Genomic DNA, 24,891 nt, shown 5'->3' with positions numbered 1-24,891 from the left:
GATGTAGCGATGAAGACCCCGTTTTTGTTTATCGACCGCGACGGCACCCTGATTGAAGAGCCGGTGACCGACAAGCAGGTAGATAGCCTCGCCAAACTGCGCTTCGAGCCCATGGTCATTCCGGTGCTGCGCGAGTTGCAGGCCGCAGGCTACGTGCTGGTGATGGTGACCAATCAGGATGGGCTGGGCACCGCCAGCCTGCCGCTGGAGAACTTCCAGCCACCCCACGACCTGATGATGCACCTGTTTGAATCGCAAGGGGTGAAGTGGGAGCAGGTGCTGATCTGCCCCCACTTCCCCACCGACGGCTGCAGCTGCCGCAAGCCCCATCTCGGGCTGGTGAAAGAGTACCTCGCCTCGGGTCGCATCGACTTTGCCAACTCCTTCGTGATTGGCGATCGCCAGACCGACCTGCAGCTTGCCGAGAATATGGGCATTGGCGGTATTCGCTACCACCCGCAGGATCACGACTGGCTCGCTATCCGTGATCAGCTGCTTTCCAAGGGGCGCGTAGCCTCGGTGGAGCGCAACACCAAGGAGACCCGCATCCAGGTGGCGCTGGACTTAGACAAGAGCGGCGGCAACCAGATCGCCACCGGCATAGGCTTCTTTGATCACATGCTGGATCAAATTGCCACCCACGCCGGTTTCCAACTCAAGCTGAACGTCAGCGGCGACCTGCATATCGACGATCACCACACGGTGGAAGACGTCGGTCTGGCCCTCGGTCAGGCATTGCGTCAGGCCCTTGGCAACAAGCGCGGCATCGGCCGTTTCGGCTTCGTGCTGGCAATGGACGAAGTGCAAGCGGTGATCGATGCGCGCCCGCTGACCGAGCAGGAGGTGAGCACCGCGCTGGATCTCAGCGGCCGCCCCTACTTCGTGTTTGACTGCCCGAGCGGCTTTGGCCGCGACAATGTTGGCGAGATGGCCACCGAGATGGTGCCCCACTTCTTCCGCTCGCTGTCAGACGCCATGGCCATCACATTGCAGATGAAGGTGGGCAGCGGCAATACCCACCATCAGGTAGAGGCGCTGTTCAAAGGCTTTGGCCGCGCCCTGCGTCAGGCTATTCGGGTGGAAGGGAGCGAACTTCCCTCCAGCAAGGGAGTGCTGTGATGGATGTGAGCAAGCAGAAGCTGGTCATTATCGATACCGGTTGTGCAAATCTGGCCTCGGTCAGAATGGCGTTCGAACGCCTCGGCGTGCAGCCGCTGGTCTCAAGCGTGGCGGCTGATATCGAGCAGGCGGACAAGCTGATCCTGCCCGGCGTCGGCACTGCGGTGGCCGCCATGAAAAACCTCAATGAACGGGGACTGGTGCCCCTTATTCGCGCCGCCAAGCAGCCGCTGCTGGGCTTTTGCCTCGGTATGCAGATGCTGGCGGAGGCCTCCGAAGAGAGCATGAGTGCCGATGGCAGTAAAGGCGATCTCATCGACTGCCTTGGCATAGTGCCGGGCAAAATCCGGCTGATGGAGGTCGGTAATCTGCGCCTGCCCCATATGGGCTGGAACCAGATTGAGCATGACGAAACCCATCCTCTGCTCAAGGGGATCCCGAGCGGCAGCTACTTCTACTTCGTCCACTCCTATGCGCTGGAGGTAACCGAAGCGACGCTGGCGACCTGCGACTACGGCAACCCTTTTACCGCCATCGTCGGTGGGGTTGCAGAGCACAGCAACTTCTTCGGCGCCCAATTCCACCCGGAGCGCTCAGGCGCATCCGGTGCCCGTTTGCTGCAAAATTTTCTGGAGCTGTGACTAGCATGATCATTCCCGCAATTGACCTTATCAACGGTCAGGTAGTTCGCCTCTATCAGGGGGACTACCAGCAGAAGACCGAATACAGCAGCAGCCCGCAGGCCCGCTTTGACGAATATGTCTCCCAGGGGGCGGTGCAGCTCCATCTGGTGGATCTGGACGGTGCCAAGGATGCCAAGGCGCGCCAGCTGCCCCTGCTGACCCAACTGCTGTCAGCCACCGAAGCGCCTGTGCAAGTCGGTGGCGGCGTGCGCACCGAGCAGGATGTGGCAGATCTCTTGGCCGCCGGTGCCAGCCGAGTGGTGATTGGATCCACCGCCGTCAAATCCCCGGATCTGGTAGCCAGCTGGATGGAGAAATACGGCCCCGAGCAGATCGTGCTGGCGCTGGACGTCAATATCGATGAGCAGGGCAATCGCCATATCGCGGTAGCAGGCTGGCAGGAGAACAGCGGCGTAACCATCGAAGCACTGATCGAGCGCTTCCTCCCCGCCGGGCTCAAGCACGTGCTCTGCACCGACATCAGCCGTGACGGCACCCTGGCTGGCACCAATGTCGAGCTCTATCGGGATCTCTGCGCCCGCTACCCGAGCGTCGCCTTTCAAGCCTCCGGCGGCATTGGCGGCATCGCAGATATCGAGGCGCTCAAGGGCTCCGGCGTCAAGGGGGTCATCCTTGGCCGCGCCCTGCTGGAGGGCAAGTTCTCGGTGGGTGACGCCATCGCCTGCTGGCAAGCTCCCGCAGCCGTTACCACAGGAGGTAACTGATGCTGGCAAGACGCATTATCCCCTGCCTCGACGTGAAAGATGGCGTGGTGGTCAAGGGGGTGCAGTTTCGCAACCACGAGGTGATGGGCGGCATTGTCGAGCTGGCGCGCCGCTACGCCGAGGAAGGCGCTGATGAGCTGGTGTTCTATGACATCACCGCCTCCAGCGATGCCCGGGTAGTGGACAAGAGCTGGGTGAGCCGGGTGGCGGAGGTGATCGATATCCCCTTCTGCGTCGCCGGTGGCATCAAGAGCGTCGAAGACGCCCGCCAGATCCTCGAATTTGGCGCCGACAAGGTCTCCATCAACTCCCCTGCCCTTGCCGACCCGACCCTGATCAGCCGACTGGCCGAGCGCTTTGGCGTGCAGTGCGTGGTGGTGGGGATTGACTCCTACTTCGACGCCGACACGGGCCACTATCAGGTCAAACAGTTTACTGGTGACGAGAGCCGCACCCGCACCACCGCCTGGCACACTCTCGACTGGGTGCAGGAGGTGCAAAAGCGCGGCGCGGGCGAAATCGTGCTGAACGTGATGAATCAGGACGGCATGCGCCAAGGTTATGATCTCGAGCAGCTCAAGCTGGTACGCAGCATCTGCAAGGTGCCGCTGATTGCCTCCGGCGGCGCCGGTGCCATGGCACACTTTCGCGATGCCTTCACCCTCGCCGATGTGGACGGGGCGCTGGCCGCCTCTGTGTTCCACAAGGGCCTTATCCCCATTCCCGAATTGAAACGCTGGCTGAAAACTGAAGGAGTCGCCATCCGTGAATAACTTCTCTGAAAATGCACAAACAACCGCCAGCGCGCGCCCCCTTGCCGAGCAACTCGACTGGGAAAAGTGTGACGGCATGATCCCCGCCATCGTCCAGCATGCCGCCAGCGGCGAGGTGCTGATGCAGGGCTTTATGACCCGCGAAGCGCTGGAGAAGACCCAGAGCTCCGGTCAGGTCACCTTCTTTAGCCGCAGCAAACAGCGGCTCTGGACCAAGGGTGAAAGCTCGGGCAATGTGCTCCAACTCGTGGCCATCAGCACCGACTGCGATCAGGACTCTCTGCTGATTGCCGCCAACCCCGTCGGCCCCACCTGTCACAAAGGGACAACCTCCTGTTTCCATGGTCACCCGCTGCCACCCCTCGGTTTTCTGGTGGAGCTGGAACAGGTGCTGGCCGCCCGCAAAGGGGCCGATCCGGCCACCAGCTACACCGCCAGCCTCTATGGCAAAGGCACCAAGCGCATCGCCCAGAAGGTCGGTGAGGAAGGTGTCGAAGTGGCGCTGGCCGCCATGGCCAAGGATCGGGAGGAGCTCATCAACGAATCCGCCGATCTGCTCTACCACCTGACCGTACTGCTGCAAAATGAAGGTCTGGGATTACAGGATGTCGTTCAGCGGCTTTATGAGCGGCATAATAAATAAACTGATAATAAAGCCGGGTTACCCCGGCTTTATTTAGTCAAGATGCACGGCTAGCTCAACTAAATTTTTATACGTTGTTAAGCGTCGCTCCAATAGTGACAGTTCCTTTTCTGCCAAAATAGTGTTTTCTTCTACAGTCAAATTCCGCATACGCCTAACACAATCTATTGTTAACGAGATAAAACGAGATGAATATTCATCATCTAAAGTCGGCTTCAATAGCCCCTCATAAGACATGACTAAAATGTTTCTCAAGGAAACCATATATTCACTATCTTTAAATGGATTTGCATATCGTTCACCATCGACATACTTAATATAACTTCCTATAGTACTCCCTGCTTTTATAAAACATTGAAAATGTTGTTCTTCATACTCACTTGTCAGACTATTAAAACCTTTCAAAGTAGGATGGTTATCTGTCTTAGGCATTTTGCCATCCGCTACAGCGCGATAATCTCCATTGTTTTTCTCGCATAGAGAGAACAGGTAAACAAGAAAAATCAGATTTAATGTGCGACCTTGGTAATTTACGATGGACGCGATCGTTCGATCCAACACTTGCTCTGTTTTTCTTAAGCTCAATGAAAAATGATCACAAACAGCAGTTAATACATTTACCAACACTTGGCTATTAGTGATCTCAGGCCATACATTGATATACTCAAAATGCAATTTTTTATCTACAACTGCCTGCTTAATAAACTCTCGCCGAGAGATACTGCCTAACGTAAATCGTCTATGAAAAAATCGTCCAAGATAGCTTTCTGCATCAAAACCATCGCCATAAATGACCTTGATAGCATGCTGCAACTGCTCAGTATCTGTTGCCAGTACAAATACTACCCCGGGAATATCAAAAATATGTTTGATGGTCTCCAGCATTTCTACCGCATAGGAGGGGCGACAGCGATCCAGCTCATCAATCAGGATAAATGCGGGTGCCTGTTTCTTTTTCTTGCCAATAATTGCTTCAACCCACTGTTTTATTTCATGCTTGAGCAACTGTACTGCTTCTGTCTTTTTACGAGTATCTTGAAAAAGTGATTCAACCAGTTTGCCCGCGTCATCAGCTGTAATGACCTCTTGGACTTCATCGATATTGATGCCAGAGACTTTTTTAAACAGAGCCTTGGTTACTATCGGCGCAGTTGCTTTTAACAATGATGCCAATTTGGTCGACAGATAGGGGGAAAGCTGAGGGCTACCCGCTTCTTCTTTCAGCTGTTCAATAATCGACGAAATCACCGTCAATAAGGGATCATCGGAAAAGTCCTGCTGCCAGGCATCGATATAGACGGTGGGATAGTGCGCTTTCAGCTCCATATACCAGCGCTTGATAAACCAGGTTTTACCCGCCCCCCACTCGGCATTGAGGTTGAGCACATAGTTGCGCTGCTTGCCTTCGGCGGCCAAGTAGTTGGTCAGAAACTCTGCATAGCGGGCACGATCAAGCCGATCGGCACTCAAGATCTCTTCGCTACCCGCAATGGCCCCCGGCCCGTCCCACTGAACAACGTCATCCCAATTAAACGGTGCCACTGCCATCTCGAATCTCTCCATATTGCGTTGCTGAGGATGATATCAGGGGCACAGTGAAAATTGTTTGATTAAAGACCTGTTTGTTGCCCTTTCTGCCGCTCGGGCTGGCGTATTTAACTGCCGGGCAATTGCTCTGCTGCTCGCCCACGATGCCGGGCCGATATAGGTGGGACGGTTATCTGCATAGCCACGGACTCAGTTGATTTCCTTTGACCACACCAACGATGACAATCGTGTGACATGGCGCAGAACTTGCGGAAATAAACACGAAATATGGCCTGTTCAGTGCTTAATTTAAACCGTTGGTACATATATTAGCGCGGTATACAACGACTCCATTGACCAAGGATGGTTAACCCCATGAAGAATGAACCCTTCTCTATCCAGTTACAGCATGAGCTGGATCACCTCAAAGCCATCTTCAACGAGACGGACGCCTACATGTTTACCAAGGATCTGGCGGGCCGTTACACCTATGCCAATCAGGCGGTGCTGGATCTCTTTGGTTGCACCCTCGCCGAGTTGCAGGGGCAGGATGATCGGGCCTTTTTTGATCTCGAATTCTCCGACACCATTCAACGCAACGACCGGTTGGTACTGGAGCAACAACTCGCCATCGCCCAGGAGGAGATCAACTACCTCAAATCCACCGGGGAAAAGCGCTGCTACTGGACCGTTAAAAAGCCCATCCATGACAAGGATGGCAACCTGATCGGCCTGTGCGGCATCTCCACCGATATCACCGAACACAAGCTGATTGAGGCCCGCATGGCGGAGCAGCATCAACTGCTGGAAATCATCCTCGCCAATGTGGATGCCCATATCTATATGAAGGACAGCCTGCACCGCTTTCTCTACGTCAACCAAAAGGTCGCCGATCTGCTGGGCCTTCCTGCCGAGCAGATCATCAACCGGCGCGATGACGAGGTGATCCCGGCTGCCAGCGCCTGCCAGCTGTGGCGGCTGGACAACCGGGTATTCGAAACCGGCGAGCTGCAAGCCGGGGAAGAGATGCTGACCGATCCCGAGGGAAATCAGCACTACTATTGGTCGGTCAAGGTGCCCTTTCTGCTGGGGGATGGCACCCCCACCCTGATCGGTATCTCCTCCGACATTACCGAACTGCACCAGCTCAAGGAGCAGCTGCACCAACAGTCGGTGCGCGATGGCCTCACCGGTCTCTACAACCGCCGTTTCTTTTTCGAGTTGTGCGAGAAGAACCTCAGTCTGGACATGCGCCACCACCTCACCTCGGTGCTGATGGTGCTGGATGTGGATCAGTTCAAGTGCATCAACGATCGCTTCGGCCATCCCCTTGGGGATAGCGCGCTGGTGCATCTGGGCAGGGTGATGCAATCGGTGCTGCGCAGCGAAGATGTGTTGGCCCGCATCGGCGGTGACGAGTTTGCCATCTTGCTACCCAACACCACCCTCTCGGCCGCCGCATCCCTGGCCGAGCGGCTGCGCCTGCAGGTGATGCAAAGCCCGCTCCCCCTACCCGATGGGGAGAAGCTGGTCATCACCATCAGCGCCGGACTGGTGGAAAATGGCGAAGGGGAGCTGATGGAGAGCCTCTACGCCCGCGCCGATCAGATGCTCTATCAGGCTAAACAGAGCGGCCGCAACTGCGTCGCCTGCAAGGCACCCTAGCCATACAACGGGAGGGCCAGCAGCCCTCCAGCTCCCTCGTATCTCCCTCCTATGAATGGCTGTGCTGGCTCCTTACGAACAGGCCGCTACCCCAGCTGTTTGCGCAGCACAAACTTTTGCACCTTGCCGGTGGAGGTTTTCGGCAGCGGGGTGAAGATGATGCGTTTGGGGGCCTTGAAGTGGGCCATCTGCTCCCGGCAAAAGGCGATCAACTCCGCCTGGGTGGTCTCTCGCCCCTCTTTCAGTTTGACGAAGGCGCAGGGCACCTCCCCCCACTTCTCATCGGGCATGGCGATCACCGCCGCTTCGTCCACATCGGGATGGCGATAGAGCACATCTTCCACCTCCAGACTGGAGATATTCTCCCCGCCGGAGATGATGATGTCCTTGGATCTGTCCTTGATCTCCACATAACCATCCGGGTGCCATACCGCCAGATCGCCACTGCGAAACCACCCCTCCGCCATCGCCTCGGCGCTGGCCGCCGGATTTTTCAGATAGCCTTTCATCACCACATTACCGCGCAGCACTATTTCTCCCATGGTTTTGCCATCCTTGGCCACCGGCTCGCCACTGACCGGATTGATGACCCGCATCTCCCCCTGCAGAGGTGACGCAACCCCCTGGCGCGCCTTGAGGCGGGAGAGCGCCGTGGCATCCTGACCTTGCCAGCTTCTTTGCGGTTCGCACAACACGCAGGGGCCATAGGTTTCGGTCAGGCCATAGACGTGGGTCACAGCGATCCCCATCGCTTCCATACCGGCGATCACGGTGGCGGGGGGCGCAGCGCCAGCGGTCATCACCTTGATGGGGTGATCCAGCCCCCGCTTGAGCGCCGGATCGGCATTGTTGAGCATATTGAGCACGATGGGCGCTGCGCAGAAGTGGCTCACCTTGTGCTCGTGCAGCGCCTCATAAATGGCGGCGGCCTGCACATGCCGCAGGCAGACGCTCACCCCGGCGGTGGCCGCCAGCGTCCAGGGGAAACACCAGCCGTTGCAGTGAAACATCGGCAATGTCCAGAGGTAGACGGGATGTTTGGGCAGCTCCCAGGAGAGTACGTTGTTGATGGCGTTGAGGTGGGCGCCGCGATGGTGATAGACCACACCCTTGGGGTTGCCGGTAGTGCCGGAGGTGTAGTTAAGTGAGATGGCCTGCCACTCATCCTCTGGCAACCAGCCGGGTTCATCGCCACTCCCTTGCGCAAGGAACTGTTCATAGTCGAGGTCACTGATAAGCGCACCCTCCCGGTAGAGGGGATCATCGATGGCGATGACCAGCGGTTGGCTCTCCAGCAGATCCAGCGCCTTGCGCACCACAGGGCCAAACTCCCTGTCCACCAGCACCACCTTGCTCTGGGCATGCTGGAAGATAAAGGCCATCGACTCGGCATCGAGCCGGGTATTGATGGTGTTGAGCACGGCGCCGCTCATCGGCACCCCGAAATGGGCTTCAAACATCGCCGGGATATTGGGCGCAACGATGGAGACGGTATCCCCCTCCCCGATACCGCGAAGCCGCAGGGCAGAGGCCAACTGGCGGCAACGGCGGGCGGTCTCGCCCCAGCTCTGGCGCAGCGGGCCGTGGATCAGCGCCGGATAGTCGGGGTAGACCCGCTCCGCCCGCCCCAAAAAGCTGATGGGGGTCAGGGCCTCGAAATTGGCGGGATTTTTTTCCAGATCGCGCTGATAGATGTTCTGCACTGTCATCGGGTTCCTTCCTCACAAGTGGCACAAAACGGGCAGTTTAGGGATGATTCAGAGATCAGTAAGCGACATGGGCATCCTGCCCGTCACTGGTCTCTTATGGGGATGACAGCCTAACAGCGAGCCTGCGGCGGCAGGTATTAGCAAAACGTCTTAGACAGGAACAGCCTGCTGCCAACAGGGGTTCCCTGTTTTCGTTGCAAAAAATATTTCATTACGGGAAAGCGTGCCATTTTTTTCACTGGCTGTTTTTGGCGAATAACGAAAAATGGCGATAATGGAATATTATTCCGCCAAAGCCTCTTTATATGTCATTTCATTCATCTCGGTGCGCACTACTTTCATGGCATTTATTTAAGACAAGCCACATTAAACGAAAGCTGAAATAGTTATTGCATAATAACTTTTATTTCATATCAGCTATTAGATCCATGACAAATAAATTCTGTGAGCCATCCCATAAAGTGAGCATGGTGCCATGTTCATCCAGCCGAGCACGGGTTACGGTTACAACGTGAAACAATCTACCGGATGTTCAATATCAGGCCAGATTTCTCGCCAATCACTACGCAATCCACAGTGAGTTTGCGTACCTTAGATGTATGACGCAGAAACCCTATCGACCCGATATTCCGCCGAGCCCAAACCTGCTTTATCAAGGAGCATTTTATGAGTGCCGTGCCGAATACTACACCACGCAGACAATTCCCTACTGCATTTACCATTCTGTTTCTTATTATGTTGCTGGCCATTGCGCTGACCTGGATAATTCCGGCGGGCGCCTATGCCAAGCTCTCATATAATCCGGTCAGTGAAAGCCTGATGGTCAATAGCCCACAGGGGGAAATAAGCCGACTTCCCGCAACCCAGGATGCTCTGGCAAAACTCAATATCAATATCGCGGTGGAGCAATTTACCAACGGCACCATCCGCAAGCCCATCGCCATTCCCGGCACCTATGCACGACTGGAGCAAGCGCCCAAGGGGCTCGGTGACGTGGCAGTCAGCATGGTCAAGGGCACCATAGAGGGGGCGGATATCATCGTCTTTATTCTGGTGCTCGGGGGGCTGATCGGCGTCATCAACAAGACAGGTGCCTTCAGTGCAGGGCTGGTGGCGTTGTCACGCAAGACCCGGGGCAACGAGTTCCTGTTTGTGGCGCTGGTCTGCTTCGTAATGGCGCTGGGAGGCACCACCTGCGGACTGGAGGAAGAAGCGGTCGCCTTCTACCCCATACTGGTGCCCATCTTTCTGGCGCTCGGCTATGACTCCATCGTCTGCGTAGGGGCCATCTTCCTCGCCGCCTCCATGGGAACCACCTTCTCCACCATCAATCCCTTCTCGGTGGTGATCGCCTCCAATGCCGCTGGCATTCCCTTTACCGAGGGGCTGATCTTTCGCGCCATTGGCTGTCTGGTGGGCACCCTGGTGGTGATCGGTTATCTCTACTGGTACTGCAAGAAGATCAAGGCCAATCCAGCCTTCTCCTACACCTATGAGGACAGAGAGAGTTTTCGCGCCCGTTTTCTCAAAGAGGGCTCTATGGACGAAGGGGTGCCCTTCACCCTGCGCCGCAAGATCATTCTGACCCTGTTTATCCTCGCCTTCCCGCTGATGGTGTGGGGCGTCTCCATGGCGGGTTGGTGGTTCCCGCAGATGGCGGCCTCCTTCCTGACCATCGCCATCATCATCATTTTTATCTCGGGCCTCAAAGAGAAAGAGGCGGTCGAAGCCTTCACCCAGGGCGCATCGGAGCTGGTGGCCGTTTCGCTCATCATCGGACTGGCGCGGGGGGTCAATCTGGTGCTGGATCAGGGGATGATCTCGGACACTATTCTGGCCTATGCCTCCGATCTGGTCTCCGGCATGCATGGCGCCGTGTTCGCGGTGGCGCAGATGCTGGTGTTCGCCCTGCTGGGGCTGGTGGTGCCCTCCTCCTCGGGGCTTGCAGTGCTCTCCATGCCCATCATGGCGCCGCTGGCAGATACCGTCATGATCCCGCGCTATATCGTGGTGTCGGCCTACAACTGGGGGCAATACGCCATGTTGTTTCTGGCCCCCACCGGACTGGTGCTGGTCACTCTGCAGATGCTCGGCATCCAGTTCAACAAGTGGGTCAAGTTCGTGCTGCCCATGGTGGGTTTTGTGCTGGGATTTGGCGCCCTGATGCTGGTGGTGCAAGTGATGTTGGCCTGATGGGCCTGTGATACATGAGTGACAACACCCCGAGCCTGGCGCGGGGTGTTCTTTTGTCAGTCTTAGTGGCGCACCCGCTCCTGCTGGCGGAAGCAGTAGAGTTTAAGGCTGATGTCGGCGATATCGGCAGGAAGCTCCTCTCCCTGCTCGGCCAGGGGCCGGTAGAGGGATGAGAGCAGACGTTCGGCCTGCTGCGCCGTGATGATGTTGGCCTGGACGGCCGGGGTGATCCAGCTGGGTAACATTGACATATCTCCCCCTCGTTGATCCGGTGATCTCGGGTGAACGTCTTCATATCAGGTCTTACGCAGTTGTCTGCCGACCCGCTCACCCTTTGCTTCACCCAATCAAAGCAAAATGCTTGCCGTGATCTCTTATCGGCCAACATCCGATGGGGCTGGAGCCATTTATCAATTACTTGCGTGGCCATCTCAACAAACAGAGCCCTTGTTCAAGACCTCCCTTGACCTGCCCCCGTCAGCACTTTGCCACTCTGGCATTCTGCTCACCGCCCGCCTTGCAAATTGCGACTCGAATTGCTCCTTATCACACTGGCAAAGCCCGCCATGCGACGGAAACTGGTCACTTTTAGTCCGTTGTCGCCAAAGCCCGACACTTTTTCATGGTGGCTATTTTTTGACCTTGCCAGCGCCTGTCGCAGGCCCATCCCCCTCGCCTTGTCCGGCCAACCGGTTATGACAAGATGGCGCCAGATTGGAACAGCCCGTATGGGTATGCAGGAGAACAACAAGATGAACAGATCCATGATGGCAGGTATCGGTATTGGCATCGCCTCGGCCCTGGCACTCTCGGCGGCGGCCAGCGGCTCCCTCTTTACACCCCAGCCCACCTTTGCCGAGGTGATCGCCAGCAAGCCGATCACCGAGACCATCAAGACTCCCCGACAGGAGTGTCGCAACGTCACCGTGACCCACCGCAAGCCGGTACAGGATGAGCACAAGATCCTCGGCACAGTGGTTGGCGCGGCGCTGGGTGGCGTGGTTGGCCACCAGTTTGGCGGCGGCAGCGGCAAGAAGGTGGCCACTGCTGCAGGGGCCGTCGCGGGTGGCTATGCCGGTAATCAGGTGCAGGGCAATATGCAGGCGGGCGATACCTACACCACCACCGAGCAGCGCTGCAAGACCGTGCAGGATACGAGCGTCAACACCATAGGTTATGACGTGACCTATCGCCTCGCAGGTCAGGAGGGGGTGATCCGCATGAAGCAAGTCCCGGGCGCCACCATTCCGGTCAAAGATGGCAAATTGGTGATCGACCAGCCAAAAGTGTGATTTCTCCTGACCCCACTCAGCAGCAGGCCCGCCTCTTTCGAGGCGGGCCTGTGTTTTTGGGCGGCTTGATTTCCTTTTTTCAAATAACGGCACGCACCACTCACGGCACCCGAACTATCACCCTTTGCAACACTTCTTCACCGCCCGTACCACGTTCTGATAACCGGTACAGCGGCAGAGGTTGCCCGACAGCCCGCGGCGGATCTCCGCATCGGTCAGCGGACGGCGTTCGGTCTTGTCGAGCAGGGCGGCGCTCGCCATCACAAGACCAGGCGTGCAAAAACCGCACTGCACCGCCCCCTCGTCGATAAAGGCCTGCTGCACATCAGAGAGCTCGTTACCTTTGCGTTCCCCCTCCACGGTACGAATGGATTTGCCATCGGCCCAGACCGCCAGATAGAGGCAGCTGTCGATGGCCGTGCCATTCACCCGCACGGTACAGGCGCCGCACTCACCGACACTGCACCCCTCTTTCACACTGATCAGCCCCTGCCCGCGCAGGAAGTGGAGCAGCGACATGGTGGGCGGCACTGCATAGGAGTAAGGCTTGCCGTTGATCTCGCACTGGATCTCCACGGCGGGACAGCTTTGCGGTTGCATCATAGGATCTTCCCTCCGGCACGTTCGACTGCGCAGGCGACCACCCGCTGCGCCAGGGTTTTGATAAGGTGCAGGCGAAACTCCTTCTCTGCCCGCCAGGAGGATCGCGGCGCCACATCGGCTACCACAGCCTCGGCAATCGCTGCCAGTGTGGCGCGAGTCAGCGGTTGCCCCTCGGCCGCCGCTTCCGCGTGAGGGGTGCGCACCGGTGTCGGGGCCGCCACCCCATAGGCCAGCCGCAGGCGCTTAAAGTGACCATCCTCAATCTGGCAGTAGGCGGCGCAGCCGATGGTGGCGATATCCATGGCATCGCGCATGGCGTACTTGAAGTAGTGGGAGCCCACCTGGGTGTGCGCGTCCGGGGCAAAGTGAAACGCCACCAGGATCTCCGCCGGTTGCAGCGCCACCTTGCCGGGGCCGGTATGAAATCCGGCGATGGGGATGCGGCGCGTACCATTGGGCCCGGCAATTTCCAGCTCGGCTTCCAGTGCCACTGTGGGCGCTGCCGAGTCGGCACTGGTGGCGCCGTTGCAGATGTTGCCGCCATAGGTGGCGACGTTGCGGATCTGCGGGCCGGCGATGGTAGCGGCCGCCTCGGCCAGCATCGGCAGGCGGCGCTGCACCAGCTCGTTTTCGATGATCTCGGTAAAGGTGGTGCCTGAGCCGATGCGGATCGACCCATCAGGCAACTCGCTCACCCCTTTGAGCTCGGGCAAGTCGTGAATATCGACGATATGGCGATAGGCGGCGTTGAGGTGATGCAGCTGGATCATCACATCGGTGCCACCGGCCAAGAGGCGCGCCTCGGGGTCGGCCTGACGCAGGGCGACCGCCTCGGCTACACTGTGCGCCTTGTAGTAACGGGCAATATCAAACATGGTGTTGCTCCTCCCCTGATCCCTCGCCAATCAAACCCGCCGCGACAAACTCCCGGAACAGGGTTTTGGGGGTGATGGGCAGCTCGTTGATGGCGACACCGGTCGCCATGCGGATGGCGTTACGGATCGCCGGGCCCGGCGAGATGATGGGTGGTTCCCCCAACGATTTGTGGCCATAGACCGACTGGGGCTCGTAGGTCTGCACGAAGTCGCATTCAAGCTCCGGCAAATCCAGCATGGTCGGGAACTTGTAGTCGAGCAGGTTGGGATTGCGTACCACGCCAGTCTTGGCGTCGATGATCATCTCCTCGAACAGGGACCAGCCGATCCCCATCCCCATGCCGCCATGCACCTGCCCCTCCGCCAGTTGCGGATTGAGGATCTTGCCTGCATCGTGCAGGTTGATGATACGATTGATGGTCACCTTGCAGAGATCGATATCGACGCTGAGATCGACAAAGGTACAGCCGAAACTGGGCGGGTTGGTGGTGGTCTTGTGGGAGACCTCGGAGGTGATCTGGCCACCGATGGTGAGGTGGTAGTAGGCGTTGACCGACACCTCGGCGACGCTGATCAGCACCTTGTCCGGTGCGCCAGCCAGCACCACGTAGCCGTCGATCAAGGTGAGGGATCCTACATCCTGATGACAGAGCTGGGCCGCCAGCGACAAAATGCGGGCCCGCAACTGCAGCGCCGCCTGATGGATGGCAGGGGCTGCCACATAGCTCTGGCGCGAGGCGAACGAGCCCGGGTCATAGGCGGTGATGTCGGTATCCTGAGTCGAAATGACCCGGATCTGCTCAAACGGAATGCCCAACGTCTGGGCCGCCATCTGGGCAAAGACGGTGTCCGACCCCTGCCCTATCTCGGTGGCGCCGATCTGCAGATTGACGGTGCCATCCTGATTGAGCAGCATGCGGGCGCCAGCAATTTCGACCCCCACCGGATAGGTGTTGGAGCCGTAGCTAAAGCACGCTACCCCGATGCCGCGCCGCACACGGCTGGCAGGATCCTGCCCCAGACACTCGGCCTTGAGTCGATCCCACTCGAACATCTCGCGGCCACGCAGCAGGCAGTCCGGCAACCCGGCGCTGTAGATGGTCTTCTGGTTGACCTGATTGACGTCCCCTTCCCGCGCCACGTTGGCGATGCGCACATCAAGCGGATCCAGCCCCAGTTCGGCGCAGGCGTCATCCAGCATGCATTCGAGGGCAAAAATCACCTGCGGCGCGCCGTAACCGCGCATGGCACCGGCGGTGGGCAGGTTGCTGTAGAAGGTTTTGGCGTCATAACCGAATGCGCTGCGCGGATAGAGGTAGCTGATCTTGTTGCCCCCTGCGCTGGCGATGGAGTGGCCGTGGGAGGCATAACCGCCGGTGTTGGAGAGCACGTCGAGCTGATAGCCCTTGAGGGTGCCGTCGCGGTTGAGGCCCATCTTGCCATCGATGGCAAAGCCGTGGCGGGTGCGGGAGGCAAAAAAACACTCCTCCCGGCTCAAGGTCACCTTGACCGGCACGCCGCCAAGCTTGTAGCTCAAAAACGCTGCCATCGGCTCTTCCAGCACATCCTGCTTGTTGCCAAAACCGCCGCCCATATAGGGCTTGATCACCCGCACGCTCGACCAGGGCAGACCGAGGGATTGGCCACCCGGCTGCGCACTATCTGGGGGATCTGGGTGCTGCTGACCACGATGATGTGGTCCGGTTGATCCATGTAGGCGTAACAGGTCACCGTCTCCAGATGGCAGTGCTGCACCACTGGCGTCCGGTAGTGCGCCTGAAACTGCAGATCTGCCGCCGCAATGGCCTGCTCCGGGTCATTGGCGCGAAGCTGGCTTTGGCGTAGCAGATTGCCGCTCGGGTGAATGGGATAGGCACCGTCGGCCAGCGCGCTCTCGGCATCCGTCATCACCGGCAGCGGCTCGTAAGTCACCTTGACCAGCGCGGCAGCCTTCTCGGCCACCAGCGGATCGCGCGCCACCACGATGGCGACCCCATCACCAAAGTGGCGTACATGGTCGGTGAGCAGACGGCGGTCTTTCACATCCCGTTTCGCCTCATCGAGGGACCAGGCGTGACCGGCGGTGCGAAAACAGGTGGTGGGGACATCTTCATGGGTAAATACGGCTTCGACCCCGTGCAGGGCCAGTGCCTCGGTCGCATCGATGGCGAGCACCTTGCCGTGGGCAATATTGCTTCGCACGTACTTGGCGTGGCGCATCCCGAGCATGATGTTGTCATCGGTATAGCGGGCGCTGCCGGTCACCTTGGCCTCGGCATCCACCCGCTGGAGCGGTAATCCTATGGACATATGCAAGTCCTTTTTCGAATGGAAAAATCTGGAACCGGCATAAAAAACAGCAAGATATGCGCCTGTTTCCCGCCCTCATCAGGAGAATGGGGAGAAGTGTGAAGGGGATCCCATCTAGCCCGCTTTTGTTGGCCCGAAGCGACAAGCCAGGGGCAGCCCCTGAGCAAATGTGTCCCGTCGGCGGTGAAAAAATCGGCATTGCGAGGACAACAAGGGCGAGAGCCTATCAATCTGGTAGGGAGATTTATCAAAATGGTATCGCGATGGCACCAGCAGCTAAGGCATGGTAACCAGCGTTGACGGTCAGAGCGCCGCAGATATAAAAATGGGGCCGCCAGAGCGACCCCAAACGGGAGGGTTATCCCTAAATAGCCCACCCTCCAGCATAAAAGAGCACCAGCGCCAGGGCGATGACCACGGTGCCGACGTTGAGCTTGTGCCACTCCTTCGAGCAGATGCGGCCGATCACCAGCGAGCTGAAGCCAAGCATGATGCCGGTGACGATGTTGCAGGTGAGCACGATAAAGACCGCGCACACCAGCCCGGACATGGCCCCGACAAAGTCATCGAAATCGAGCTTGGTGACATTGCTCAGCATCAAGAGCCCCACATACATCAGGGCCGGCGCCGTGGCATAGGCGGGCACCAGATAGGAGAGCGGCGAGAGGAACAGCATCAGCAGGAACAGGCCGCCAACCACGGTAGCGGTCAGGCCGGTTTTGCCACCCGCCGCCGTGCCCGCGGCCGATTCGATATAGACGGCAGCCGGGGCCGCCCCCACCAGACTGGAGAAGATGCTGCTGACCGAGTCGGCACTGAGCGCCTTGCCGCTGTTGATGATGTGACCATCCTTATCCAGCAGGTTGGCCTGCCCCGCCACGGCCCGGATGGTGCCGGTGGCATCGAATACCGCTGTCATCACCAGCGCCAGCACGCTGGGCAGCACCAGCGGCGAGAGGGCCCCCATGATGTCCAGACTGAAGATGAGGGACTTGCCCTGATCGTCCGAAAGGCTCGGCAGGGCGAACAATCCCTGATACTTCACCGCCGGATCGAAGATAAGGCCGAAGATGGAGATGGCGATGATCACCAGCAGGATCCCGCCCGGTACTCTCAGCTTCTCCAGCCCGAAGATCACCGCAAGGCCGATCAGGGACATAATGACCGGCATAGAGGTAAAGGCTCCCAGCGCCACCGGCAGCCCCTCGAGCGGGTTCTTGATCACCAGCCCCACCCCGTTGGCGGCGATAAGCAGCAAGAAGAGACCAATCCCGATGCCGGTGCCGTGGGCAATCCCCATCGGCAGGTTGTCGAGGATCCAGCTACGCACCCCAGTCACCGAGATGGCGGTAAACAGCACCCCCATCAGGAAGACGGCCCCCAACGCCACCGGAATGGGGATCTGCTGCCCCAGCACCAGACTGAAGGCAGTAAACGCCGTGAGGGAAATAGCGCAGCCGATGGCCATCGGCAGCTTGGCCCAGAGCCCCATCAAGAGCGAACCGAACCCCGCCACCAGACAGGTGGCGACAAACACGGCGCCGGGGGGAAAGCCCGCCTTGCCGAGCATGCTCGGCACCACGATCACCGAGTAGACCATGGCAAGGAAGGTGGTGAGGCCCGCCAGAACCTCCTGTCTGACATTGCTGCCCCGCTCGCTGATCATAAAGTAGCGATCAAGAGCCGTGAGCGGCTGTTGCTTTGCTGCGCTAGGGCTGGCGTCATCATTGGCCAGCTGTTCCACGCTGTTTGTCCTGCTGTTTGCTTGGGTCATACCCAACTCCTTCACACGCGCCTGAATGTTCCATGACGAAATGGCGACAGGATCTGCGGGTCTGCCTCGCGCCAGTCTGATGAGAAACAGGCGATGGAGGCAGAGGATGCTACAGACAGACCAGGGCAGGCAGCCTTGACTCAAACGTTTGCCTTGCTGGTCAAAAAAACCGGGCCATTTCACGTTCTATGCGGGGAGATCCCCTGTGGTGCGGCAAGACTGGCGCCCCTGTGGGGCACGCCAGCCACCGTATTCGTTGGGGCTGCGCCGCGGCAGCCCACTCCAGCCTCTACCCCCGTTCATGCACCAGTTGGCCATCCACATAGGTGCGGTAGATGGATCTGTCATCCCCCAGGGTCAACAGCACAAAGAGCTTGTCCCGCAGGGTGGTGGAGTTGTCATAACGCAGCTGCTGCAGCGGGGTAGCGACCGGGTCGAGCACCACGAAGTCCGCCTCCTTGCCCACCGCAAAGCTGCCGATCTTCTCGTCCAGCCCCAGCGAATGGGCGCCGCCCAGGGTGGCCAGATAGAAAGCCTGATAGGCCGAGAGCCGTTCGCCCTGCAGTTGCATCACCTTGTAGGCCTCGTTGAGGGTCTGCAGCATATTGAAGGTGGTGCCCGCGCCGATGTCGGTGCCCATCCCCACCTTCACCTGCTTGCGCCACGCCTTGTGCAGCTTGAACAGGCCGCTGCCGAGATAAAGATTCGAGGTGGGGCAAAACGCGATGGTGGAGCCGGTCTCCTTCAAGCAATCCCACTCCTGCTCTTCCAGATGGACGCAGTGGGCAAAGACGCAGTTGTGGCCGGTCAGCCCATGCTGGTGATAGACATCGAGATAGCCCTTGTGCGCCGGGAAAAGAGATTTGACCCAGGCGATCTCGTCCTTGTTCTCGCACAGATGGGTGTGCAGATAGGTGGTGGGAAACTCTTCGCGCAGTCGCCGCGCCATCGCCAGCTGCTCGGGTGTCGAGGTGGGTGCAAATCGTGGTGTGATGGCATAGAGCAGTCGACCATTGCCGTGCCAGCGCTCGATAAGCTGCTTGCTCTGCACATAGCTGCTCTCGGCTGTATCGAGCAGATAATCGGGCGCATTGCGATCCATCATCACCTTGCCGGCGATCATCCGCATATTAATTCGACTGGCCGCCTCGAACAGGGCATCCACCGACTCGGGGTGAACGGTGCCAAACACCAGCGCCGTGGTGGTGCCGTTTCGCAGCAGCTGTTTGATAAAGAAGGTGGACATCTCGCGGGCATATTCGAGATCGTTGTAGCGCCGCTCGGCCGGGAAGGTGTGGCGGTTGAGCCACTCCAGCAGCTGCTCGCCATAGGCCCCTACCATCTCGCTCTGGGGATAGTGAATGTGGGTATCGACAAAGCCCGGCACTATCATCTTGCCGCGATAATCCCGCACCCGCACTTCGGTCGGAATGCGATCCTTGCCCTCCTCCCACTCACCAAACCAGTCGATGCAGCCGTTGCGAATGATCAGCAGGCCATCCTCGATAAGGCGCGCGTTGGACTCAATCTCCTCGGGCTGCTCCACCACCCGGGTGATATCGAAGAAGCTGCCGCGTACCGCTTTGACAGAGTTGTCGTTTTTCATAACCGTTTCCCTGTTTTTCTTGTTCTGTTGACGTTTTTTGCCGGTTTAACCGTCAGATCCGTTCCACTTGTGGCGCCACCGCCTGCCCGGGTACTGGCTCTGGTGAACCCTCCCCTTTGCTGGCCGATGACAGGCCCGCGCTGCGGGCGGTAAAAATCACATCCGGCTTGTCGCTCAGCTGGATCACTTCAACCGCCTCTGCATCCCTGACGGCCGCCTTGCGCTTGCGGCTCTGTGGCAACACCAGATTCATGATGATGGCGGTGATACCGCCGGCGCAGATGGGATTCTCCACCAGCATGTAGATACCCGCCGGCAGCACCTTGAAGACGTTCGGGTCATAGGAGACACCGAGCCCAAGACCCAGCGAGGTGGCGACGATCAGGGTCTCCCGCCGATCGAAGCCGTGGCTGATGATGATGCGACCACCAGCGATGGCGATCATGGAGAACATGATGACCATGGCGCCCCCCATCACAGGTGACGGTATGGTGGTAAAGAAGCGCCCCACCACCGGGAAGAGCCCCAACAACACCAGAATGACGGCAATAAACTTGCCCACATGGCGTGAGGCCACCCCGGTCATCTGGATAACGCCGTTGTTCTGGGCAAAGGTGGTGAGCGGCAAAGAGCCGAGGGCCGAGGCGATCACCGAGACCAGACCGTCCGCCAGCACACCGCCGGAGAGCCGTTTTTGAAATTCAGGCCCCTGAATATCCCGGTGGGAAACCATGGCGGTGGCGGTGATGTCCCCCACCGCCTCCAGCACGCTCAACAGATAGATGGTGCCCGCCAACATAAAGGCGTGAAAATCGAAGGAGAAACCGTACTTGAACGGGATAGGCACCGTAATAAGCGGCAGGTTTTCAAGGGCGGAGAAATCCACCATGCCGAGCATCAGTGCCACCGCATAGCCCACCATCAGGCCGATGGCAATGCCGCTCATCCGCAGCAGCGGGCTTCGGCTGCAGTTGAAGGCGACGATGACACAGAGCACCAGCAGCCCCAGTCCGATGTGCTCGTATTTGCCAAAGGTGCCGCTGCTCATGGCGGAGAAGCCGCCGCCAAAGTCGATGATCCCCACCTTGATAAGGCTCAGGCCAATCATCAGCACCACTACCCCGCTCACGGTCGGGGTGATCACCCGCTTGAGGTAGGGCAGCACTAAGGAGGAACCCATCACCAGAAAGGCTCCGACAAAAGAGACCCCGAGCAGGGTCGAGACGATCAGCTCCTCGTGGATGCCATCTTTTTTCATGGCGCCGCCGAGCGCGATCATCACGGTCACGAAGGAGAAGTTGACCGACTGGATGGAGAGCAGCCCAGAACCGATGGGGCCATAACGGTTCACCTGCAACCAGGTGCCGATACCGGAGGCGATCATCGCCATGGAGACCAGATAGGCGGTGGTCTCGGTGGATAGGCCCAGGGCGCCGCCGACGATCAGCGCCGGGGTTACCATGGGGACAAAAATGGCCAGCAGATGGGTCACTGCGCCCATCAGGGTTTGATAAAACGGGGGTTTGTCTTCCAGCTCGTAAATGAGATCCGAGTGCTTGCGTGTTGTTTTAGACATCGTGTTTGTCCCATCACACAGAATGTAGGCGGAGTACTCATTCCGCCGTCAGGTGCTGGGGGCGAGCTGGCGCCCGCCCCTCACCTTTTCTTTTGTTATGCCGACACTTTTTGCTCCAGCTTGCCCAGTTCGCGCAGGATCTGCTCCGGCGTGAAGTGCCACTTGCGCAGCCAGACACCGCAGGCGTCGTGGATGGCGGTGGCGATGGCGGGCGCGGCCCCGTTCACCCCGATCTCCGAGATGGACTTGGCGCCGTAAGGGCCGACCTTGTCATCACTCGGTACCAGGAAGGCCCGAAAATCGCGCGGAATGTCGCCAATCTTGGGCGCGCCATAGCTCTTCAGATCCCGGGTGAGCGGGATGCCCTTGCTGTCGTAGCAGATCTCTTCGGTCATGGTGTGGCCGATGGCCCGCATGGTCGCCCCGTAGATCTGGCCGAGGGCCAGCTCCGGGTTGATGGGGGTACCGCAGTCGAGCAGGGCGTAGAACTTGTCGAGCCGGATCTCGCCGGTTCTGACGTTGACCGCCACCTCGGCGAAGTTGGCCCCATACGGGAAGGCAAGCTCAGAGGTGATGTAGCTGGCGGTGCCCACCAGAATGCCGAAGCCGGTACCGGTCTCAGCCTTGTGGGCCAGCTTGGCGAGGCTCACCTCCCCCTTCTTGCCGCGCACTATGCCCGGGTGAACCAGCTCCACATCCTCCACCGGCTCGCCCAGCATGGCGGCGCCATGGAACAGGATCTTCGCCTTGAGGTTCTCGGCCGCCTTTTTGGCCGCGTTGCCGGAGAAGCAGGTGCCTGACGAGGCGTAGGCCCCCTTGTCGAACAGGGCGTGGTCGGTGTCGCCGGAGATCACATGCACATCGCTGAGCGGGCAACCGAGCACCTCGGCAGTCAGCTTGGCCACCACAGTATCGAGGCCGGTGCCGATATCGGCGCCACCGGAGTGAACGATAAAGGTGCCGTCAGATTCCAGCTTGACCATGCAGTTGGCCTGATCGATATCCGGGATCCCCGATTTTTGCATGATGATGGCGACGCCACGGCCGATGCGCCAATCCCCGTCGGCGGGTTTGGGGCTATCCCAGGCAATCAGTTCGCGACCCTGTTTGAGGATGGGCTCGAGGGCGCAGCTGGCGGCGTGGGGCACAGAAGTCGGCATCTTGCCCTCGCCGATGGCACCCAGCACCTTGAGGATGTCCCCTTCATGCACCCGGTTGTGCTCCACCATGTCGAGCTGATCGATCCCCAGTTTCTCGGCAAGTTCCGCAATGGCCATGGTCAGGGCGAAGTTGCCCTTGGGCGCGCCGTAGCCCTGATAGGCGCCGGTCGGGCAGATGTTGCTGTAGTAGGTGTTGACGGTAAAGCGCACGTTGTCGCACGGGTAGAGCGGCAGGGAGAGCGCCGGGCCGTTGCTCGGCACCGTCAATGAGTGGTTGCCGTAAGGGCCGGTGTTGGCACGAAAATCCATATCGATGGCGGTGATGGTGCCATCTTTTTTGGCCCCCACTTTCACCTTCACCTTGGCCACGTGGCGAGAGGTGTTGCTGATGAACTCCTCTTCACGGGTGTAGCGGAAGGTGACCGGACGGCCGGTGACTTTTGTGGCCCAGGCGCATACCTCTTCCAGCAGGATATCCTGCTTGGAGCCAAAGCCGCCCCCTACCCGCTCCTTGATCACATGCACCTGATGCTGCTTGAGGCCGACGATACGCGCTACCTGACGGCGCACGTGCCACGGCACCTGAGTGGATGCGTGAATAACCAGACGATCCCCATCCATGTAGGTGAAGCAGATGTGCGGCTCGGTCGGGCACTGCTGGGCCTGGGTCGATTCGTAGGTGCGCTCGACAATCTCGTCCGCCTCGGCAAAGCCTTTTGCCACGTCACCGATCTGGCCATGGACACTGGCGGCCAGGTTCTCGTGCGGACGGGAACCGATGGGGAAGTTGATGATCATGTGCTCGTCGCCACGGCGCACCGAGCAGGCGTTCTGCTGCTCGAGATCCGCCGGAGCGCCGGCCATGTAGACGATGGGCTCGTCGTGCACCAGCGGCGCATTGGGGGCCATCGCCTCGTCAATGCTCATGACCGCCGGCAACACCTGATACTCGACCTCGATGAGTTTCAGGGCCGCCAATGCGATGGCTTCGCTCTCGGCCACCACGGCGGCCACCCGGTCACCGACGTGACGCAGCTTGCGGCCAAACATGCGGCGATCCAGCGGTGACGGCTCGGGGGCACTCTGGCCACCCGGGGTGTAGTAGATATCCGGGCAGTTGAGGTGGGTGATGACGTGCACGACGCCCGGCATGGCTTCGGCGCGGCTCACGTCGAGTTTGGTGATCACCGCATGGGGATGGGGGCTGCGCAGCATCTTGATGACCAGCGCATCCTCGCTGACCCGATCCTCCACGTAGCAGGGCTTGGCCTGCACCATCTTGGCTGCGTCCACTTTCGGGCAACTCTTGCCGATATGGCGCAGGTCGTCACGGAATTCGGGGGCAATCTGGCACAGATAATCGGGATCCTGCATCCGTGAACTGGCAAGCTCGATAGCCTGATAGAACTGCTGATAACCGCCATCGCGGTGAAACAGGCCCGAGAGGGCATCGTCGATTTGATCACGGGTGGGGTTGGAATGGCGATCAAGCAGGTCGGTGACGATGAGCGCCGCGGCCGGATCATTGTAGCCGGACTGCACCACCCCCACATCTACCATCGCCTGCTGTACCAGACTGAGCTGGTTCCAGCTGCCCAGCGACTCGGCGGTGCGCACCTGCGCCCCATCCAGTTGTGCGGCGATCAGCAGGGAGGCGTTGATCACCTTGCCATTGAAGAGAATGGCGTCGGAGCCGGCGAAGCCGAAGCCGTCGTCACTGTTGCGCACCGAATGCATCCGGCACTGGTTGAACAGCACCCGCTGGGCATTCTCGCCAGCTGGGGTGATGACGGTGCGCAGGGCACCGTTCAGGGTAAAGTTGAGTTCCATCATGCCTGTACCTCCTGCTGCTGGCACTCGACCAGCAGATCCGCCACTACCACGCCGGTGATATACCGCTTGTAACTTATGCTGCCCGCCAGATCTTCACGGGGCGCAATCAGCTCGCTTACAGCGGCCTCCAGCGCGGCATCGTGCAGTTCGCGGCGCTCCAGATCACGCAGGCGCATCGGCTGCGGGGTGACGCCAGCGACGGCCACCCGCATCTCGCCAATGCTGTCGAGGGCCACGGCGGCGGTCATTACCGCCAAGCCATCGGCGTTGCGGCTGATGCGGCGAGTGGCGCAGCGCAGTTCAGGCTCCGGCAGCACAACTCCGAGCACCAGGGCATTGCGCTGGCCCGCCAGATAGGCGTCGATGGGTTGCAGCAGGTTGTTCTCCAGCACGACCACCGCTTCGAGTACCAGCAGCACCGGCAGCAAGGGGGAATCCTGCTGTTGGCAAGCAAGTTCGCCGCCAATGGTGGCCTGATTGCGCAGATGGCGGGAGTAAACAAACCCCAGCGCGTCGCACAGGGCGGCCGGGGTGCGGGGATCCTCTTTCAGGGTCTGCAGGGTGACGGTGGCGCCGATATGGAGCTGGCCGTGCTGCTGCTCAATCTGGCCAAGCCCAAGCTTGTCCAGTGAGATGGCGACCTTCTTGTCGGTGCGGGTCGGGGCGGCGTTAAGCTTGCTGCCGCCCCCCATATAGACGGCGTCGTTGCCGAAGCTGGCCTTGAGTTCCAAAGCCTGACCCAGTTGCTCGGGTCGGAAGAATTGCTCAATCATGTGTCGTCCTTACTCTTGCTGCCCGCCGCCGGGGCGAATCCACTGGGCGGGC

Annotated in this window: 18 protein-coding genes and 1 pseudogene; 8 read left to right on the top strand and 11 right to left on the bottom strand. The window is 59.3% G+C overall.

The window, feature by feature from the left end:
- The first annotated feature begins 9 nt into the window (after positions 1-9).
- Genes hisB through hisIE form a run of 5 tightly spaced genes read left to right on the top strand, consistent with a single transcriptional unit; the run spans position 10 to position 3,943 of the window.
- On the top strand, positions 10-1,119 hold the full coding sequence (gene hisB, locus ACTG2J_RS10390; RefSeq protein ID WP_160882141.1) for a bifunctional histidinol-phosphatase/imidazoleglycerol-phosphate dehydratase HisB: 1,110 nt from the start codon (positions 10-12) through the stop codon (positions 1,117-1,119).
- Complete coding sequence (gene hisH / locus ACTG2J_RS10385) at positions 1,119-1,760, top strand: imidazole glycerol phosphate synthase subunit HisH (protein WP_201989473.1); 642 nt, start codon at positions 1,119-1,121, stop codon at positions 1,758-1,760. Before hisB ends, hisH begins: the two co-directional genes overlap by 1 nt.
- Positions 1,761-1,765: 5 nt before the next feature.
- Positions 1,766-2,527 carry a 1-(5-phosphoribosyl)-5-[(5-phosphoribosylamino)methylideneamino]imidazole-4-carboxamide isomerase gene (gene hisA, locus ACTG2J_RS10380; RefSeq protein ID WP_201989475.1) on the top strand — a complete coding sequence of 254 codons (762 nt, stop codon included), beginning with the start codon at positions 1,766-1,768 and terminating at the stop codon, positions 2,525-2,527.
- Positions 2,527-3,300, top strand: a complete 774-nt coding sequence (gene hisF / locus ACTG2J_RS10375) for an imidazole glycerol phosphate synthase subunit HisF (RefSeq protein ID WP_113739585.1) — start codon at positions 2,527-2,529, stop codon at positions 3,298-3,300. Before hisA ends, hisF begins: the two co-directional genes overlap by 1 nt.
- On the top strand, positions 3,293-3,943 hold the full coding sequence (gene hisIE / locus ACTG2J_RS10370) for a bifunctional phosphoribosyl-AMP cyclohydrolase/phosphoribosyl-ATP diphosphatase HisIE (protein ID WP_439988671.1): 651 nt from the start codon (positions 3,293-3,295) through the stop codon (positions 3,941-3,943). The genes hisF and hisIE overlap by 8 nt, the downstream gene beginning before the upstream one ends.
- 33 nt (positions 3,944-3,976) lie before the next feature.
- On the opposite strand, the gene ACTG2J_RS10365 is transcribed toward hisIE, so the two are convergent.
- Positions 3,977-5,491 (bottom strand): KAP family P-loop NTPase fold protein, encoded by a 1,515-nt coding sequence (locus tag ACTG2J_RS10365; protein WP_439988672.1) that lies wholly within the window; start codon positions 5,489-5,491, stop codon positions 3,977-3,979.
- Positions 5,492-5,845: 354 nt separating this feature from the next.
- Here ACTG2J_RS10365 and ACTG2J_RS10360 point away from each other — a divergent pair, with 354 nt between their 5' ends.
- On the top strand, positions 5,846-7,135 hold the full coding sequence (locus ACTG2J_RS10360; RefSeq protein WP_439988673.1) for a sensor domain-containing diguanylate cyclase: 1,290 nt from the start codon (positions 5,846-5,848) through the stop codon (positions 7,133-7,135).
- Between the two features lie 86 nt (positions 7,136-7,221).
- On the opposite strand, the gene ACTG2J_RS10355 is transcribed toward ACTG2J_RS10360, so the two are convergent.
- Positions 7,222-8,844: an acyl-CoA synthetase gene (locus tag ACTG2J_RS10355; RefSeq protein WP_439988674.1), complete on the bottom strand. Its 1,623-nt coding sequence runs from the start codon at positions 8,842-8,844 to the stop codon at positions 7,222-7,224.
- Between the two features lie 666 nt (positions 8,845-9,510).
- On the opposite strand from ACTG2J_RS10355, the gene ACTG2J_RS10350 reads away from it, so the two are divergent.
- Positions 9,511-11,037, top strand: coding sequence for a YfcC family protein (locus ACTG2J_RS10350; RefSeq protein WP_201989479.1), 1,527 nt, complete (start codon positions 9,511-9,513; stop codon positions 11,035-11,037).
- Positions 11,038-11,099: 62 nt separating this feature from the next.
- Here ACTG2J_RS10350 and ACTG2J_RS10345 read toward each other — a convergent pair whose 3' ends face one another.
- Positions 11,100-11,288: a hypothetical protein gene (locus tag ACTG2J_RS10345; RefSeq protein ID WP_113740031.1), complete on the bottom strand. Its 189-nt coding sequence runs from the start codon at positions 11,286-11,288 to the stop codon at positions 11,100-11,102.
- Positions 11,289-11,789: 501 nt separating this feature from the next.
- On the opposite strand from ACTG2J_RS10345, the gene ACTG2J_RS10340 reads away from it, so the two are divergent.
- The gene (locus ACTG2J_RS10340) at positions 11,790-12,329 is read left to right on the top strand and encodes a glycine zipper 2TM domain-containing protein (protein ID WP_058058824.1); all 540 of its coding nucleotides are present in this window, start codon (positions 11,790-11,792) and stop codon (positions 12,327-12,329) included.
- A 117-nt stretch (positions 12,330-12,446) separates the two neighbouring features.
- Here the strand turns inward: ACTG2J_RS10340 and xdhC are convergent, their stop codons facing one another.
- The 8 genes and pseudogenes from xdhC to ygfM form a co-directional block, all read right to left on the bottom strand.
- Entirely contained in the window at positions 12,447-12,932 is a 486-nt protein-coding gene (gene xdhC, locus ACTG2J_RS10335; protein WP_021230037.1) for a xanthine dehydrogenase iron sulfur-binding subunit XdhC, read from the bottom strand.
- Positions 12,929-13,807 carry a xanthine dehydrogenase FAD-binding subunit XdhB gene (gene xdhB, locus ACTG2J_RS10330; RefSeq protein WP_439997461.1) on the bottom strand — a complete coding sequence of 293 codons (879 nt, stop codon included), beginning with the start codon at positions 13,805-13,807 and terminating at the stop codon, positions 12,929-12,931. The genes xdhC and xdhB overlap by 4 nt, the downstream gene beginning before the upstream one ends.
- Positions 13,800-16,117, bottom strand: a pseudogene (gene xdhA / locus ACTG2J_RS10325) (xanthine dehydrogenase molybdenum-binding subunit XdhA). The gene xdhB and the pseudogene xdhA overlap by 8 nt, the downstream one beginning before the upstream one ends.
- Before the next feature lie 364 nt (positions 16,118-16,481).
- The gene (locus ACTG2J_RS10320; protein ID WP_180343373.1) at positions 16,482-17,783 is read right to left on the bottom strand and encodes an NCS2 family permease; all 1,302 of its coding nucleotides are present in this window, start codon (positions 17,781-17,783) and stop codon (positions 16,482-16,484) included.
- Positions 17,784-18,180: 397 nt separating this feature from the next.
- Positions 18,181-19,497 carry a guanine deaminase gene (guaD, locus tag ACTG2J_RS10315; RefSeq protein ID WP_421305821.1) on the bottom strand — a complete coding sequence of 439 codons (1,317 nt, stop codon included), beginning with the start codon at positions 19,495-19,497 and terminating at the stop codon, positions 18,181-18,183.
- A gap of 52 nt (positions 19,498-19,549) precedes the next feature.
- Positions 19,550-21,073, bottom strand: coding sequence for a nucleobase:cation symporter-2 family protein (locus ACTG2J_RS10310; protein ID WP_439997460.1), 1,524 nt, complete (start codon positions 21,071-21,073; stop codon positions 19,550-19,552).
- Positions 21,074-21,168: 95 nt separating this feature from the next.
- Positions 21,169-24,066 carry a molybdopterin-dependent oxidoreductase Mo/Fe-S-binding subunit gene (locus ACTG2J_RS10305; RefSeq protein WP_439997459.1) on the bottom strand — a complete coding sequence of 966 codons (2,898 nt, stop codon included), beginning with the start codon at positions 24,064-24,066 and terminating at the stop codon, positions 21,169-21,171.
- Positions 24,063-24,839, bottom strand: a complete 777-nt coding sequence (ygfM, locus tag ACTG2J_RS10300; protein WP_439997458.1) for a molybdopterin-dependent oxidoreductase FAD-binding subunit — start codon at positions 24,837-24,839, stop codon at positions 24,063-24,065. Before ygfM ends, ACTG2J_RS10305 begins: the two co-directional genes overlap by 4 nt.
- Positions 24,840-24,891 lie beyond the last annotated feature (52 nt).

The organism is Aeromonas sp. 6P (genome assembly GCF_051919525.1).
Lineage (GTDB): Bacteria > Pseudomonadota > Gammaproteobacteria > Enterobacterales > Aeromonadaceae > Aeromonas > Aeromonas veronii.
Note: the sequence above shows the minus strand (reverse complement) of the source record. Positions and strands in the feature narration are given on the sequence as shown.

Excerpts from the sequence above, each read along its gene's own strand:
- guaD (WP_421305821.1), bottom strand. The coding sequence starts at position 19,497 with ATGAAAAACGACAACTCTGTCAAAGCGGTACGCGGCAGCTTCTTCGAT.
- ACTG2J_RS10310 (WP_439997460.1), bottom strand. The coding sequence starts at position 21,073 with ATGTCTAAAACAACACGCAAGCACTCGGATCTCATTTACGAGCTGGAA.
- ACTG2J_RS10305 (WP_439997459.1), bottom strand. The coding sequence starts at position 24,066 with ATGATGGAACTCAACTTTACCCTGAACGGTGCCCTGCGCACCGTCATC.
- ACTG2J_RS10345 (WP_113740031.1), bottom strand. The coding sequence starts at position 11,288 with ATGTCAATGTTACCCAGCTGGATCACCCCGGCCGTCCAGGCCAACATC.
- ygfM (WP_439997458.1), bottom strand. The coding sequence starts at position 24,839 with ATGATTGAGCAATTCTTCCGACCCGAGCAACTGGGTCAGGCTTTGGAA.
- hisH (WP_201989473.1), top strand. The coding sequence starts at position 1,119 with ATGGATGTGAGCAAGCAGAAGCTGGTCATTATCGATACCGGTTGTGCA.
- xdhB (WP_439997461.1), bottom strand. The coding sequence starts at position 13,807 with ATGTTTGATATTGCCCGTTACTACAAGGCGCACAGTGTAGCCGAGGCG.
- ACTG2J_RS10340 (WP_058058824.1), top strand. The coding sequence starts at position 11,790 with ATGAACAGATCCATGATGGCAGGTATCGGTATTGGCATCGCCTCGGCC.
- hisA (WP_201989475.1), top strand. The coding sequence starts at position 1,766 with ATGATCATTCCCGCAATTGACCTTATCAACGGTCAGGTAGTTCGCCTC.
- ACTG2J_RS10350 (WP_201989479.1), top strand. The coding sequence starts at position 9,511 with ATGAGTGCCGTGCCGAATACTACACCACGCAGACAATTCCCTACTGCA.
- hisF (WP_113739585.1), top strand. The coding sequence starts at position 2,527 with ATGCTGGCAAGACGCATTATCCCCTGCCTCGACGTGAAAGATGGCGTG.
- hisB (WP_160882141.1), top strand. The coding sequence starts at position 10 with ATGAAGACCCCGTTTTTGTTTATCGACCGCGACGGCACCCTGATTGAA.
- ACTG2J_RS10360 (WP_439988673.1), top strand. The coding sequence starts at position 5,846 with ATGAAGAATGAACCCTTCTCTATCCAGTTACAGCATGAGCTGGATCAC.
- ACTG2J_RS10355 (WP_439988674.1), bottom strand. The coding sequence starts at position 8,844 with ATGACAGTGCAGAACATCTATCAGCGCGATCTGGAAAAAAATCCCGCC.
- ACTG2J_RS10365 (WP_439988672.1), bottom strand. The coding sequence starts at position 5,491 with ATGGCAGTGGCACCGTTTAATTGGGATGACGTTGTTCAGTGGGACGGG.
- ACTG2J_RS10320 (WP_180343373.1), bottom strand. The coding sequence starts at position 17,783 with ATGATCAGCGAGCGGGGCAGCAATGTCAGACAGGAGGTTCTGGCGGGC.
- xdhC (WP_021230037.1), bottom strand. The coding sequence starts at position 12,932 with ATGATGCAACCGCAAAGCTGTCCCGCCGTGGAGATCCAGTGCGAGATC.